The 15,913-nt window shown below is 48.7% G+C and carries 14 protein-coding genes; all 14 read left to right on the forward strand.

The window, feature by feature from the left end; genetic code table 11:
* The first annotated feature begins 3 nt into the window (after positions 1 to 3).
* Positions 4 to 747, forward strand: a complete 744-nt coding sequence (locus KB449_RS35545) for a sugar phosphate nucleotidyltransferase (protein ID WP_282913151.1) — start codon at positions 4 to 6, stop codon at positions 745 to 747.
* A gap of 24 nt (positions 748 to 771) precedes the next feature.
* Positions 772 to 1,323, forward strand: a complete 552-nt coding sequence (rfbC, locus tag KB449_RS35550; RefSeq protein ID WP_282913152.1) for a dTDP-4-dehydrorhamnose 3,5-epimerase — start codon at positions 772 to 774, stop codon at positions 1,321 to 1,323.
* A 15-nt stretch (positions 1,324 to 1,338) separates the two neighbouring features.
* Positions 1,339 to 2,355, forward strand: coding sequence for a dTDP-glucose 4,6-dehydratase (rfbB, locus tag KB449_RS35555; protein WP_282913153.1), 1,017 nt, complete (start codon positions 1,339 to 1,341; stop codon positions 2,353 to 2,355).
* Positions 2,356 to 2,358: 3 nt separating this feature from the next.
* Complete coding sequence (gene rfbD / locus KB449_RS35560) at positions 2,359 to 3,213, forward strand: dTDP-4-dehydrorhamnose reductase (RefSeq protein ID WP_282913154.1); 855 nt, start codon at positions 2,359 to 2,361, stop codon at positions 3,211 to 3,213.
* A gap of 3 nt (positions 3,214 to 3,216) precedes the next feature.
* A complete protein-coding gene (locus KB449_RS35565) occupies positions 3,217 to 4,179 on the forward strand; it encodes a glycosyltransferase (protein ID WP_282913155.1) in 963 nt (320 codons plus the stop codon).
* Positions 4,180 to 4,219: 40 nt separating this feature from the next.
* The gene (locus KB449_RS35570) at positions 4,220 to 6,244 is read left to right on the forward strand and encodes a glucosyltransferase domain-containing protein (RefSeq protein ID WP_282913156.1); all 2,025 of its coding nucleotides are present in this window, start codon (positions 4,220 to 4,222) and stop codon (positions 6,242 to 6,244) included.
* 29 nt (positions 6,245 to 6,273) lie between these two features.
* Positions 6,274 to 6,684, forward strand: a complete 411-nt coding sequence (locus tag KB449_RS35575; RefSeq protein ID WP_282913157.1) for a sugar 3,4-ketoisomerase — start codon at positions 6,274 to 6,276, stop codon at positions 6,682 to 6,684.
* A 20-nt stretch (positions 6,685 to 6,704) separates the two neighbouring features.
* Positions 6,705 to 7,259, forward strand: a complete 555-nt coding sequence (locus tag KB449_RS35580; protein ID WP_282913158.1) for an acyltransferase — start codon at positions 6,705 to 6,707, stop codon at positions 7,257 to 7,259.
* The gene (locus KB449_RS35585; RefSeq protein WP_282913159.1) at positions 7,256 to 8,344 is read left to right on the forward strand and encodes a DegT/DnrJ/EryC1/StrS family aminotransferase; all 1,089 of its coding nucleotides are present in this window, start codon (positions 7,256 to 7,258) and stop codon (positions 8,342 to 8,344) included. The genes KB449_RS35580 and KB449_RS35585 overlap by 4 nt, the downstream gene beginning before the upstream one ends.
* Complete coding sequence (locus KB449_RS35590) at positions 8,334 to 9,266, forward strand: glycosyltransferase family 2 protein (protein WP_282913160.1); 933 nt, start codon at positions 8,334 to 8,336, stop codon at positions 9,264 to 9,266. Before KB449_RS35585 ends, KB449_RS35590 begins: the two co-directional genes overlap by 11 nt.
* Complete coding sequence (locus tag KB449_RS35595) at positions 9,250 to 9,642, forward strand: GtrA family protein (protein ID WP_282913282.1); 393 nt, start codon at positions 9,250 to 9,252, stop codon at positions 9,640 to 9,642. Before KB449_RS35590 ends, KB449_RS35595 begins: the two co-directional genes overlap by 17 nt.
* Positions 9,643 to 9,738: 96 nt before the next feature.
* Positions 9,739 to 10,014 carry an alpha/beta-type small acid-soluble spore protein gene (locus tag KB449_RS35600; RefSeq protein WP_282913161.1) on the forward strand — a complete coding sequence of 92 codons (276 nt, stop codon included), beginning with the start codon at positions 9,739 to 9,741 and terminating at the stop codon, positions 10,012 to 10,014.
* A 153-nt stretch (positions 10,015 to 10,167) separates the two neighbouring features.
* Positions 10,168 to 11,373, forward strand: coding sequence for a methionine adenosyltransferase (gene metK / locus KB449_RS35605; protein ID WP_282913162.1), 1,206 nt, complete (start codon positions 10,168 to 10,170; stop codon positions 11,371 to 11,373).
* A gap of 145 nt (positions 11,374 to 11,518) precedes the next feature.
* Positions 11,519 to 15,871, forward strand: a complete 4,353-nt coding sequence (locus tag KB449_RS35610; RefSeq protein ID WP_282913163.1) for an Ig-like domain-containing protein — start codon at positions 11,519 to 11,521, stop codon at positions 15,869 to 15,871.
* The last annotated feature ends 42 nt before the right edge of the window (positions 15,872 to 15,913 follow it).

Raw genomic sequence — 15,913 nt, forward strand, 5'->3', positions numbered from 1 at the left:
TAGATGAAAGGAATCATTTTGGCTGGGGGCACTGGCTCCCGCTTATTTCCGTTAACGAAGGTAACAAATAAACATCTACTCCCTGTTGGCAAGTATCCAATGGTTTTTCATGCAGTAGCAAAACTCAAAGAAGCCGGTATTACGGATATTTTAATCGTAACTGGTAAAGATCATATGGGAGATGTGGTCAACCTTCTTGGGAGCGGGCAAGAAATGGGCGTTACATTTACATACAAAGTGCAAGATGAAGCGGGAGGCATCGCTCAAGCGCTCGGACTCGCTGAGAACTTTGTAAATAAAGATTTAATGGTGGTTATCTTAGGAGACAACGTATTCTCTGATAGCATCGCGCCTTATGTGCAATCGTTTCGAGAAAAAGGAAGCGGGGCCAAGATCTTAATTCAGGAAGTACCTGATCCCAAACGTTATGGCGTTCCCGAGCTGCAAGAAAAAAGAATTATTTCCATTGAAGAGAAGCCGCAACAGCCTAAGAGCAATTACGCCGTAACCGGCATATATATGTTTGATGCGCGGGTCTTCGAGATTATCCGTTCATTGAAGCCCTCCGCCCGTGGAGAGTTGGAAATAACGGATGTCAATAATGCTTATATTGCTACGGACGATATGGGTTATGACGTCCTGCAAGGCTGGTGGACCGACGCTGGAACGCATGCTTCTTTAACTCACGCCAATGAGCTTGCCAAGGATATTTTATTCGATGAAGAGTTTGGCAAGCTTAAACTGTAAACCGCGATTGGAGAAGATAGACAAATGAAGGTAACGGCAGCAACGCTCCCTGGCGTAAAACTAATCGATCCCTCTGTTTTCGGCGATCACAGAGGCTACTTTATGGAAACATACAATGCCAAGGTTTACGCTGAATTTGGAATAGATATGGTTTTTGTTCAAGACAATCATTCATTGTCAGCAGAGGCTGGCGTTCTTCGCGGCTTGCATTACCAGCTTGATCCCAAAGCTCAAACAAAACTTGTCCGTGTGGTGGCAGGTGCAATTTATGATGTTGTCGTAGATTTGCGTCAAGAGTCTCCGACATTTGGACATTGGCAGGGGTTCATATTATCGGCAGATAATAAACGTCAGCTTCTGGTTCCAAAAGGATTTGCTCATGGCTTTTGTACGATTGCACCGCATACGGAAGTGCTTTATAAGGTGGATGAACTGTATTCTCCGGAACACGATCGGGGCATTGCTTGGAACGATCCGGCATTGGGTATCGATTGGCCAGCATTGAATCCCATTTTATCCGACAAAGATATGAAGCATCCTTCTTTGGCTCATGCAGAGTTGAACTTTTCGTTCTAAGGGAGAGATTTAAAGATGAAAATACTCGTGACTGGGGGCGCCGGATTTATCGGTAGCAACTTCGTTCAATACAGTTTGCGTGAACATTCAAATGATCAGATTATTAATGTAGATTCGTTGACATACGCAGGTAATTTAGAGAACTTAGCTGCTGTAGAGAACAATCCTAACTATCGGTTCGTACTGGCAGACATTTCGGATCGTGCGAAACTTGAGCCTTTATTTGCTAACGGAATAGACGCCATTGTACACTTCGCGGCGGAGTCCCACGTAGATCGCAGCATTCTCGGTCCAGATATATTCGTACGCACGAACATTTTGGGGACGCAAACTCTGCTTGATTTGGCTAAGCAATATCAAATCGCTAAGTTCGTGCATGTATCGACTGACGAGGTATACGGCTCGCTAGGCGATACCGGACTATTTACGGAGCAGACACCGTTGGCGCCAAATAGTCCATATTCGGCAAGCAAGGCTGGCTCCGATCTGCTTGTTCGGGCGTACCACGAGACATTCGGCCTGAATGTGAATATCACCCGCTGCTCGAATAATTACGGACCGTATCAATTTCCTGAGAAGCTGATACCACTTATGATTCAGAACGCACTAGCCGACAAGGCGTTGCCAGTTTATGGGGACGGCCTTAATGTACGGGATTGGCTTTATGTGGACGACCATTGCAGTGCTATTGATCTTGTCTTGCGTAATGGCGTGAGCGGAGAAGTCTACAATATCGGCGGCAATAATGAACGTACCAATGTTCATGTCGTGAAAACAATTCTGGAGGAGTTAGGTAAACCGGATACTCTAATCCACTACGTTCAGGACCGTCTTGGCCATGATCGGCGGTATGCCATTGATGCTACCAAGATTCGCACCAATCTCGGCTGGAGCCCTAAGTTCCACTACGAATCAGGTATTCGCGAGACGATCCGTTGGTATTTGACTAATCAAGATTGGATGGAACGGGTTCACACTGGCGAATATCAGAACTATTACGACAAGCAATATGACAAGCGACAGGGAGGATAAATAATGCTTCAAGTAAAACCGATAGTGCTAGTTACTGGAGCTAGTGGTCAATTAGGTCAAGAGCTGTTGCGCTATCGGGAGGATCAAGTTGCGGTTGTCGGCAAGAGCAGGACGGAGTTGGATGTAACAGATCTAAAGCGTTGTAGAGAAGTGTTGGCTGATCTAAAACCATCTACTGTTATACACGCTGGAGCCTATACAGCGGTTGACAAGGCAGAATCCGAATCGGATCTTGCCTATCAAGTTAACGCGGTGGGAACGCGGAACTTAGCCTTGGCGGCCAGAGAAATTGGTGCAAAACTCTGCTATATAAGCACCGATTATGTATTTGACGGGATGACGGATATTCCATACAACGAATATGACAATACGAACCCGCAGTCTATTTACGGGAAATCCAAACGTGCAGGAGAAATTCTCGTTCAGTCGCTATGCAGTTCTTATTTTATTGTTCGAACCTCTTGGGTATTTGGGAAATATGGAAGCAATTTTGTAAAAACGATGCTCAAACTTGCTCAACAAAATGATACACTAAAAGTCGTCCACGACCAAATCGGTTCTCCGACCTATACGAAAGATTTAGCAGCATTTATTTTTCAATTGATTCGCACCGAGAACTATGGTATATACCATGCTTCTAATTCTGGACAATGCAGTTGGTTTGAATTTGCGCAGGCGATTTTTGAAGAAAGAAATATCCAAGTACATGTGACGCCGTGTACAACAGAAGAGTTTCCGCGTCAAGCCAAACGCCCTCCCTTCGCCATCCTGGATCATGCCGCTATCAGGCAAAATGGATTTTCCGATTTACAAAATTGGCGAACGGCGTTAAGGGAATTTTTACAGGAGATTGAGTAAACGATGAAAAGTGCTTCTGTCGGCGGTACGGAACACGCGGCTTCCGTCGCCATATGCATTGTAACCTTTAATAGCGCAGAATATATCGGCAATTGTCTAGACCACATCAGCCGGCAAACTTGGAGCAATCTTAGAACTATAATTGTAGACAATGCTTCCGTAGACAATACATTGTCCATTATCAACAACCACCCTTATCCGACTGATGTGATTAAGAACCCTATCAATCGTGGCTTTGCTGCAGCGCAAAATCAGGCAATTCAGGCAGGGTTGAACTCAAATTATTTCCTTGTGTTAAACCCTGATGTATCTATGGAGTGCAATTATATATACGAACTTATAAATGTTATGGAAAAAGATTCCGATATCGGTAGCGCATGTGGATGCCTCTGCTTTGCAAACGAACCGAATATAGTCGATTCGACTGGGCTTGCCATGAACTGGGCCAGACGAGCTAGCGATCGAGGTAGTGGTCGTCTTCAGCAAGATTTCATTCATGAGGAGGATGTTTTTGGCGTTTCGGGTGCAGCTGGCATGTATCGTAGCGCGATGATTAAACATATCTCACTTCAACAAGAGTTTTTTGATGAGGATTTTTTCGTGTATAAGGAGGATGTTGATGTCGCATGGAGGGCCCAGCTTCTAGGATGGAGGGCTCGTTATATCCCATCGGCAAGAGCTCTACATATCCGACAGTGGCGATCCAGCGTCAGCCGTAGCTCGATGAGTCTGAAAACTCGAAAACATTCGTATATCAATCGCTATTTGAGTCTAATAAAAAACGAAAATTTGGGATTCAAATGGTGGCTGCGAGTTCCCTTATTTATATGCTATGAAGTGGCAATAAACGGGTTTTTAATTTTAAAAGACCCGGCTGTGTTGGGGGCATGGAAAGGTTCTAAACGACTACTAACAGGTGCATTGCAGAAGCGGAGACAAATAAAAGAAAAAATGAACGAGCTTTAAATGCAACCAAAATCACTAGTTAGCTAGAGAGGGCAGACCAATGATTAAAGATGGCATGGAAGACTTGAAAGACTTGAAAGAATTATTTTATTCATTTCTAACTTATTTGAAGTATAATAAAATAACGCTTGTTCTGATTTTCTTCTTTTCTGTGCTAGCTTATGGGATTCCATTGTCGCAATATACTTTATCCGTGGACGAAGAAATGGCGATGTTTAGAGACCCGCATAGCAGTGTTATAGTTTGGGCATCCCAAGGGAGATTCGGGATTTCCTTTATTAAGTTTTTTTTGAATTTTGAGAATAGTAATCCGCTGACCAGTACATATCTTGCTATCTTTTTACTTGGCTTTTCTAGTTTGCTCTGGGCGTTTGTCTTTAAGCTGTATTACTCGGAAATAGAGACAAAGCAGGACCGCAAGGGCATTATCGTTTCCTTGTTGTTTCTTACTTTTCCTGCTTATGCGCAAAATATAGGTTTTTCTATGATGAGTTTCGAATTAGGCATCGGATGGAGCGTAACGGCGCTCGCTACTCTTTTTCTAACGCAGTGGGTCATTCTTAAAAAAAACGCTGTTTATTTATACTTATCTATAATTTGTACTGTATTTGCTACGGCTATCTATCAAGCTTTTCTTCCGGCAATTATTTGCGGAGCTATGGCAGTGACTCTGCTTTATTTAATTCGAATGTACAATAATCAAGTGAATGCAGAAAGCAAAACGTTGACCGCTTTAATTTTAAAATACGCTATTGTGTTCTCGTCGAGTCTGCTTACCTATAAGCTTATCGATAAAATAATTAGCGTATTCATCCCTCCATCTGACTACATTTCAGGTTTTTTTAACTGGAACAGACAGTCGCCGCTAGTTATTATTAAGCATCTGGTTCATCATTATTTACTCTATTTCAGCGGAAAAGTCATTTATGGAAGTCTTATTTTAATTCCGACATTTATGATTTCTATCCTGATTGTCGTCGTTTTAATTTGGAGAACGGTGAAGTATAAAGCCACGCGGAGAACAAGTCTAGCCTTGTTGATTGCCTTTTTCGGGTGTGTATCTACTCTTTTTTTAATGCCTGTCATGTTAGGTATTGCGCAATTAATCAGAATGGATCTGGTTAGCGCTTTGTTTGTAGCAATAATATGGATCTTATTTTACATCTTGCTGTCCAAACGTGGATGGGTTAAACCGATCTTGCTTTTAGTTGCTCTGTACTTTGCGTTTTACCAATCCATTTCAATATCCAAGTTATTTTACAGTGACTACTTAAGATATCAGGACGATGTTAAGCTTGCTGTTCAAATCGGAGATCAAATCGAGGAAACGACAGGCTCATATGAGACAGACTTGCCTGTGGCTTTTATCGGACAGCATAAGCAAGCAGAGAGCATGAATATAATCAAGCAAGAAGTATTGGGTTTTTCGCTTTTCGAGTGGGACCAAGGTAATCCTTATAGAATGAATCGGTTTATGGGTTCCTTAGGGTACAACTACCTTCTTCCGAGCAGCGAGCAGACAGAGATTGCGCTTAAACTTTCCAAGGATATGCCGATGTGGCCTCAAAAAGGCTCCGTGGCTTTAAAGAACAATGTTATTATTGTTCACTTATCTGAAGATCAGTCGGTAGGCAAGATTCAGTACTTTCGTAATGAAAATAATACAGTTGAGAGCAACCAGGTTGTGTATACAATGAACTGGAATTCAGAAAATAGTATGAGTAGCTTTGATGTAAAGTCCGAGGAGCAGAACGGAAAGTTAAGCATTTTGTCGGGCGATATTGACCCTCAAATCTCCTTCCAGCTAGACAGGGCCTACTTAAGTTCGGAGTTTAAGTATGTCGAATTTGAGATCACGGCTCAGGAGAAAGGGGATCTTCAATTATTTTTAGCAGAAAGCAAAGGGCAGTATACAGAAGAAAACAGCACGCTAATCTCCTTAAACAAGGGATACAATAAAATTTATTGCAAGCTACCACTAACTTTTGATAATCTTTCAGCCATAAGATTTGATCCTCCCGCAAAATCGACTGTGGAGTTCAGCAGTCTGCAACTTGTGAATTGAATTAATGATAATCTCGGGGAGACTAAGACATGAACCAAATCAACGAAGACAGCAAGTGTATATACACGATAGAGCGGGGAGATGAGCGGGGGCTACTGGCGGTCCTCGAAGAACATACTTCCATTCCATTCGATATCAAAAGAGTGTTTTATATTTACGATACAAAAGAAGGCATAAGGCGGGGCTATCACGCGCACTACAAAACGAGGCAGGCTCTAGTGTGTGTAGCTGGTTCCTGCAAAGTAGATTTGGATAATCTTCGGCGCCAAGAAACGATCGTATTGGACAAGCCTAATAAAGTGCTTCTGTTAGAACCTAATGATTGGCATGAAATGTATGATTTTTCTCCTGGTTGCGTATTGCTGGTATTGGCCTCGCATCATTACGACCCGCAGGATTATATAAGAGAATATGAAAAGTTCGTAGAAGTATACTCGTAATTAAACAGGAGTGAGAGAAGTTGCCTTATTTCAAGCATCCGAATGCACTAGTAGAAACCGAGAATATCGGCGACAATACGAGAGTATGGGCGTTTGCCCACATTCTCCCTATGGCCAAAATCGGTTCGGATTGCAATATTAATGATCAAACTTTTATTGAAAACGACGTTATAATTGGAAACCATGTGACCGTCAAGTCGGGGGTATATATTTGGGACGGCGTTCGGATCGAAGATCATGTTTTTATTGGTCCAAACGTAACTTTTACAAACGACCTTCGCCCGCGCTCGCAACAGTATCCCGAATCTTTTGCTAAAACAGTGGTTAGAGAATGGGCTTCTCTTGGAGCGAATGCGACTGTTGTAGCAGGAATCGAGATCGGACGTTATGCCATGATCGGAGCCGGCTCGGTCGTCACGAAGAATATTCCGGACCATACGCTATGGTATGGCAATCCCGCAAGAATGAAAGGGTATGTTTGTTGCTGCGGAAATAGTTTGGAAACGGACTACTCATGTAAGAACTGTGGACTTCAGTTTGGCATGCAAAATGAAAAGTTGGTGGAAATCAAATGATTCCCTTTCTCGATTTAAAGAGCATGAACTTGCAGATAGAAGAAGAAATAAAGGAAGCCATGAATCGCTTTATTCAGTCGGGCTGGTATGTCCTTGGTAAAGAAGTAGAGAGTTTCGAGCGAGAGTTTGCAGCTTATTGCGGTACGGAGCATTGTATCGGAGTTGCCAACGGTCTGGATGCGTTAATGCTGATTTTAAAGGGATACGGTATTAAAGAAGGCGATGAAGTGATTGTCCCCTCGAACACGTACATTGCATCGATTCTGGCGATTTCAATGGTGGGGGCGACGCCTGTCCTGGTTGAGCCGGATTTGCGTACATATAATATAGATCCAGAAGAAATTCAAAACAAAATAACGAATAAAACAAAGGCTATTCTAATCGTTCATCTTTATGGTCGGGTGTGCGAAATAGATCCAATCCGAGAAATAGCAAAGCGGAATCGTTTGAAAATTATCGAAGATTGCGCTCAATCTCATGGTGTTCAATACAATCAAAAGCGAGCTGGAAGTCTAGGAGATGCAGCCGGATTCAGTTTTTACCCTGGCAAAAATCTCGGTGCTCTCGGCGATGCGGGGGCCGTAACGACGGACGATGGAGATTTGGCAATTCGCCTCCGAGCGCTTCGTAATTACGGCTCGTTGAAAAAATACGAAAATGTAGAAAAAGGGTTTAATAGTCGTCTGGATGAGATCCAGGCTGCGGTTCTACGGGTAAAATTAAAGTATTTGGAAGAGGGGAATCAGAGAAGAAGAGAAATAGCGAATTTTTATTTGCAGCACATTCAAAATCCAAAGATTACTCTTCCGGATTTACCACTAGATGAATTGCAACATGTATGGCATTTATTTGTCGTGCGTTGCCCCGATAGGCAGCACCTGAGCGAACATTTACTCGAGCGCCATATACAAACATTGATTCATTACCCTATTCCACCACACAAACAAGAGGCGTACCTAGAATGGAAGGATCACTCTTATCCAATCTCTGAACGTATACACAGAGAAGTGCTAAGTTTGCCTATCAGTCCAGTTATGGAATTGACTCAAGCGGAAGCAGTGGTGAAGGCAATAAATGAATACTAAGCTTAAGTTCTCCATCGTCGTTCCTATTTATTTTAACGAATTAAATATTGAACATACGGTTCCCCGGCTTAAACGGCTTCAGGAATCGCTGCCTGAATTTGAACTGGAGTTTATATTTGTAGATGATGGCTCCAAAGATCGATCGCTAGCATTACTGCTAAGCGAGAGGGAAAAAGATCAAAGAATTAAAGTCATCAAGCTGAGTAAAAACTTTGGTTCGATGTCAGCAATTCAGGCAGGTTTAGGTTTGGCAAGAGGGGATTGCGTGGGCATTATCTCGGCGGATCTTCAAGATCCGCCGGAACTTTTTGTTGATATGATTGAACGTTGGAGAAGCGGTCATAAAGTAGTGCTTGCTTCAAGATCGGACCGTGACGAATCGTTTTCGCAGAAAATGTTCTCGAATACTTATTATTTTCTGATGGAAAAGTATGCTTTAAAGGGATATCCCGCAGGCGGTTTCGATTTTGTGCTAATCGATAAGCAAGTAGTTCAGGAGATTAACAATATTAAAGAAAAAAACACGAATATCATGAGCCTTATTTATTGGCTCGGTCATGATCGTAGTATTATTCCTTATGTCCGTCAGGAAAGAAAATTTGGAAAGTCCCGATGGACCTTGTCGAAGAAAGTGAAGCTGTTCATCGACTCGTTTGTCAGTTTTTCGTATGCGCCAATCAGATTTATGTCCTCCATTGGTTTTATCACGGCTGTCATCAGTTTCCTTTATGGCATTTTTGCTATTGTAAATGCATTTGTCGGAAACGTAGGCATCCAGGGATGGACGTCAATTGTAGCCGTAATTACGTTTTTGTTGGGAATCATAATGATGATGTTGGGGATAATAGGAGAGTATTTATGGAGAATATTGGATGAAAGCAGGCAGCGTCCGGCGTATATTATCGATGAAGTATTTGACTGAGATTATTAAATTCGTATTAGTGGGTCTTATAAATACATTTACTACTTATTTTGTTTATTTAGGTTTCCTGCACTACCTTCCTTATATCGCAGCCTATTCTATATCCTATGGGTTAGGCATTATTATCTCTTATTTCTTGAACTCGCTATTAGTGTTCAAAGAAAAGCTCTCTTGGAAATCTTTTATTAAATTTCCGCTCATATACGTCGTTCAATATGGACTGAATACGTTGCTGTTATACATTTTTGTCCATCATTTAATGATTCATGAGCGCATTGCATTATTAATTTCGATTATAATCACTACCCCTCTCACTTTTCTTTTGAGCAGATGGATTATAAAAAGTCGCACAAATAAGCTTGAACAAGTGAGATAGCCTTTATTTTCCCCCGCACCCATAAACTCATACGCCTCCGGCGAAGCGGACCTGGTCATACTAGGTCTGTCAAATTCAACGGAGGTGCATGGCGAAATGGCAAACAGACGCAATCGCAAGTTGGTGCCGGAGAGCGCAAAGGCACTGGACGCAATGAAGTACGAGATCGCATCGGAGCTGGGCGTCGATTTCGGTCAATACGGCGGTGCGGCAGGTGCAGGGGATACGGAGTTTGCGGGTGAGCTGGGCGCGTTCTCGGCCGGTGGCGGCGGTTCGCAGTATTTGGGCAACCTGACTTCGCGAGAAGCGGGCGCGGTGGGTGGCGGCATCACGAAAAGGCTGATCCAGCAAGCGCAGCAATCGCTCATTTAACTGCTGGATAATAACCAGTTGACAAAAAGCCCGATCGTATTTTCCGCACATTGACACCCCTCGACAATTCCGGTATCATTATTCAGAAGGTCTGTCCAACAACCTTTTCCTACCGGAAAAGGTTCATTTTTTGTGTAGGGGAGGTTGAAGATATTGTCGACGATTAAGGGCCGGCATCTCTTCACGTCCGAATCGGTCACGGAAGGCCATCCGGACAAAATTTGCGATCAAATCTCAGACGCGGTGCTTGACGCATTCCTTGCGGCTGATCCATACGCGCGCGTCGCTTGCGAAGTATCCGTCGCTACGGGTCTCGTACTCGTTATCGGCGAGATCTCCAGCTCCGCGGACTTCATTGACATTTCGTCGATCGCCCGCAAGACGATTCGCGAGATCGGCTACACCCGCGCTAAATACGGCTTTGACTCCACGACTTGCGCTGTCCTGACGTCGCTCAACGAGCAGTCTGCCGACATCGCGCAAGGCGTTAACGCAGCAATCGAGAGCCGCGACGGCAAGGACGTACTCGTCGAGAACGCCGACATCGGCGCCGGCGACCAGGGCCTCATGTTCGGCTTCGCGACCAATGAGACGCCTGAGCTCATGCCGCTGCCGATCGCGCTGGCGCACCGCCTGTCGCGTCGTTTGTCGGAAGTGCGCAAGAACGAGACGCTTGCTTATCTTCGCCCGGACGGCAAGACGCAAGTCACGATCGAGTATGTCGACGGCAAGCCCGTTCGCGTAGACACGATCGTTATTTCGACCCAGCATGCCGAAGAGACTTCGCTCGAGCAGATCCAAGCGGATATCAAGAAGCATGTCATCCTGCCAGTCGTGCCTGAAGAATGGCTCGACGGCGAGACCAAGTTCTTCATCAACCCGACGGGCCGCTTCGTTATCGGCGGACCGCAAGGCGATGCAGGCCTCACCGGACGCAAGATCATCGTCGACACCTACGGCGGATACGCGCGCCACGGCGGCGGCGCATTCTCCGGCAAGGATCCGACGAAGGTCGATCGCTCCGCAGCTTATGCAGCGCGCTACGTTGCGAAGAACATCGTCGCTGCCGGCCTGGCCGACAAGTGCGAGATCCAGCTTGCCTACGCCATCGGTGTTGCGAACCCGGTCTCCATCAACGTCGACACCTACGGCACCGGCAAGATCGCCGAGGACAAGCTCGTCGAGCTGATTCGTTCCAACTTCGACCTGCGTCCGGCCGGCATCATCAAGATGCTCGACCTGCGCCGTCCGATTTACAAGCAAACCGCTGCTTACGGCCACTTCGGCCGCACCGACATCGACGTGCCTTGGGAGCGTACCGACAAGGTTGAGCTGTTGAAGTCCGGCGCTTGGGCTTAATTCATTCATACGATCGATCACCACATGCAGCCGCCTCTACGGACGAAAATCCGTAAAGGCGGTTTTTGCGTATAGCCTTAATTTCCACCTTCCAGGAGCCGACATATACAGTACAGTATGCCTTTAGGATCTGGAGGAATCGCAATTGCAGCGTCTTCGTTTCGTACCCGTACTTTTATTGCTTACGCTCCTGGCCCAGACGTTCAGCCCGATCGGGGGCGCATTTGCAGCCAGCGGCGGTCCAGCCATCGTCGCTCTTCAGCCAGCGGACAACAGTCCGGTCGTACCTGCCAACGCGCAGCTCTCCGTGACGTTCGATGAGCCGATCTATCGGGGCTCCGCCGGTTCCATTCTTATTAAGGAAGTGGCGTCCAACAATACGGTGGCCAGCTTCGACGTAGCTTCCGACACTTCACGCGTGCAGATTAGCCCGAATAACCGGTTGAACATTTTGCCGAATGCCGGTACGCTCGTCGCCGGACTGGATTACTATGTCCAAATTACGCCGGGCGCTTTTACCGGAGCGAGCGGCTATTTCAGCGGCATCACGGATGCAACGGCATGGAACTTCCATGTTATAGCCGCGGATACTACGCCGCCTGCAGTCAGTGCTTATGTGCCACAGCAGAACGGTACCATAGGGGCGACCGGCGCGCTGACCCTCACGTTTAACGAAGCGGTCCAAGCGGCATCCGGCAGCATTCAGATCGTTCGCCGCGACACGCAGGACGCGCAGGTCATCTCTGTGCTGTCTTCGGCCGTGACCGGCTCGGGCACGAACGTGATTCGCATTCAGCCGCCGACGCGATTGGCCGCGAGCACGCAGTATGACGTACTCGTCGACAATGGGGCTTTCGTCGATGCTGTCGGCAACAAGTATGCCGGCATTTCCGGTCCCTACATATGGTCGTTCGCCACCACGGCTTCGGATGTAGCAGCGCCGCAGTTTGCGAACCCGCTTCGCGGCGCCTCCGGCGTGAACGGCGATTCGCCGATTACGTTGTCGCTTCAATTCCAGACGGGAATGAGGACAGGCACGACAGGGAATATTACGGTGAAAAAGGTATCGAACAACGAGACGGTTGAAACGATCGCCGCAAACGCGGGAAGAATCTCGATCAATGGCGCCACGGTGAACGTACCGATGTCCGTCTCGCTCGCGCGCAATACTTCTTATTATGTATTGATCGATCCCGGCGCTTTGGTGACGACCGGCGGGGCTTCCTATGAAGGCATCGTAGATCCTTCCGGCTGGTATTTCTCGACCATGGCTTCCGCGGACACGACGCGTCCTACGGTCGCAACGCTGACGCCTGCCGCCGGCGGTTCTACGACAGATATCACCGGATCGCTCACCATCCAATTCAGCGAGCCTGTCGTGCCCGGTTCCGGCAACGTTGTGATCCGCAACGCCGACACCAACGCTGTCTTTTGCTCGATTCCGGTTACATCGACTGCGATCACGGGCGGCGGCACCGCGACGATCTCGATCAAGCCTTGCGCCTCGCTGTCCCCGAACACCTCGTATGCCGTGCAGATCGGCACGATGGCATTCGCGGACCCCTCGGGCAACTATTACGCCGGCATCGGAACCTCGGACCTGACGACCTGGCGTTTCCGCGTGGCATCGGACAATACGCCGCCTGAGCTGGTGTCCACGGACCCGGCACCGCTGCTCAATAGCGTGCGCCCGAATGCCGTTCTCCGCATGACCTTCAGCGAACCGGTGCGGATCGCTTCGGGCGGCGTGACCGCCAGCGCGATATTGGCCACCGATGCCAGCGTCCGGATTTCTCTCTCGCTCGCGGTCGACGGCTCCGATCCTCGCATCGTGACATTGACGCCAAGCGCCAATTTTTCCGCGGCATCCCGTTATATCGTGAATGTCCCCGCGAACGCGATCACCGACCTGGCCGGCAATGCGTATCCCGGCATTCTCAACGATTACCGCTGGACGTTCCAGACGCTCGGCACGGACACGACGGCGCCAAGCCTGTCGAGTGCGACGATGGACAGCGCGGCGATCGTGCTCCTGACTTACAATGAAGCGTTGGACGAGAATTCAATTCCGTACGCCTCCAACTATTATGTGACCGTGAACGACGTACCGCGGCAAGTCAATGCCATCTCGGTCAAAGGGACACAGGTGCGCCTGACCCTACAATCGGGCGTGACAGTAGGGCAGACCGTCAAGGTGTCCTATACGCTCGGGGCTGTTACGCTTAAGGACTTGTCCGGCAATGCCGCACCGGCGTTTAATTCGACAAATGTCGCGAACACGGCCGATACGACCCAGCCGCGTCCGTCAAGCGGCGTGGTCTCCGGCAGCAGCGTGACATTGACGTTCAACAAGACGCTGGCGACCGTATCCTCATCGGCGGCGAGTCAGTTTACGCTCAAAGTGAACGGAACGGCGCAGAGCATCGCATCGATCTCTTCGAGCGGCGCGAACGTCACGTTCGGTCTGTACAGCTCTATCGCAGGAAGCCAGTCGGTGTCTGTCAGCTATACGCCAGGCAGCTTCAAGCTCACCGATTTGTCGGGCAACGAGGCGGCTGCGTTCAGCGATTTCTATGTGCAAAATACGAACGATACGACGCCGCCTTCGCTCACGGGCGCCACCGTGGCTGGGACTTCAGTCGTGCTTTCCTATAATGAGGGACTTCTCGCTTCTTCCGTGCCGCCCAAGTCCAGCTACTCTGTTCTCGTCGGCGGTTCGGCCGCCGAGATAACCGGCGTATCCGTAAACAATAATACCGTGACGCTGACGCTGGCCTCCACCGTGATGACCAATCAGACTGTGACCGTTACTTACATTCCGGGTTCTACGCCGATCAAGGACCTTGCGGGGAACGCAGCTTCGTTGTTTACGGGGTATTCGATTACGGCGGGCTCTGCAGCTACAGCCACAGTAACGAGTATTACGGTAAACGGGACCGCGCTCACGATTCAGTATTCCGGCGCCTTGAATCCGTCTACGGTTCCTTATGTCGCGCAATACACCGTCAAGAATGCTGACGGCGGGTTGTACGGTATCGGCAATGTCGGCGTTAGCGGCTCTCAAGTTATTCTGACGTTGACGGCGCCGGTAGCTGCAGGCAAAGCGGTCATTGTCAGCTATTCGACCGGAGGCAACGCGTTGAAAGACGCATCCGGTCAAATCGTAGCGGCATTCAGCGATAGGGCGGTTACGAATGGCACTTCAGCTGTCGCGGGATTGCCAGATTACTTGACGTTGGATGGAGCGGGGGGACTGCTGCTCAATCAGTCGACCGCCTCCAAGGCAGCGAGCCAGACATCGTCGGGCAAGACGGCAGTTCGTTACAACTTGGACCGGGACAAGGTGACGATGGCATACTCGGCGCTATCCACGTCGCTTAATGCAGGCACGGTGTCCGTGCCGCAGCTCTCGTTCAGCGTTCCGCAGAGCGAAGCGGGCGCGATCGTGGCCATTCCGGTGATGGCGCTCGCCGGCGCGGTCACGCAGAATTCATCCGCGGTCTTCCGGCTGGACTACGGCGATCTGCTCTTCAGTCTGCCGCTCAAGGCGATCAATTACAGCAAAGAAGTGCAGACCAGCGGCGGCGATATGACCAGCGCTTATCTAGTGCTTAAGATCGAGAAGCTCTCCAACACGACGCTGGCTTCGGCGTTGAATGCCAAAGGCATTCAGTCGCAATCGGCGACAGCCGACTTCACGGCTGCGATCGAAGTGGGCGGAGGCGAACGCGCGATCGACGAATACAGCACCTACGTGACAAGGACCTTCTTGCTGCCTTCCTCGGGCACATCCGCTTCCGATGCGGCGGTCGTGCGACTCGACGGCGATTCCGGCGAGATCGTCTACGTCCCGACCAAAGCCGTTGTCAGCGGTTCGACGCTGCGCGTGGATTTTATGCGCAAGAGCAACAGTCTCTATGCGGTAGTGGCGAAGCCGGTCACGCTGTTCAGCGATATGACCAAGCATTGGGCGGGCGTGGACGTGGCTGCGCTGGCCTCCAAGTTTATTGTCAAAGGGAGCAGTAATTCCGCCTTTGCGCCTGAGCGCAAGATTACGCGCGCGGAGTTTGCAGAATTTATCGTGCGAGGTTTGGGGCTGAACGGCAGTTCTGCATCCGCAGCGCGCTTCTCCGACGTAGGCAGCGGCGGCACCTCGGCTGCTTATATCGGCGCTGCGGTGAAGGCGAGTATCGTGCAAGGCGGTACGGACGGAAAGTTCCGGCCGAACGCCACGATTACGCGCGAGGAAATGGCGACGATGATGCTGCGGGCGATGTCGTATGCAGGCGTCATGCCGACCGTTACCGGTACGGAGATCAACGCTTACAAGGACCGCACCAAGGTGAGCAGCTGGGCGAAGGATGCCGTCGTGGCAGCCGTTAAGACGGGGCTCATCAAGGGCGTGACGACGACAGAGCTGAAGCCGAAGGATAATGCGACGCGCGCGCAAGCGGCGATTATCGTCAAGCGGTTTCTGGAGTATGTCGAATTGTTGTAAAATAGTCGGGGGCGCCATAGCGCCCCTGTTACATTTTTGTCG

It is taken from the genome of Cohnella hashimotonis, from assembly GCF_030014955.1.
Classification (GTDB): domain Bacteria; phylum Bacillota; class Bacilli; order Paenibacillales; family Paenibacillaceae; genus Cohnella; species Cohnella hashimotonis.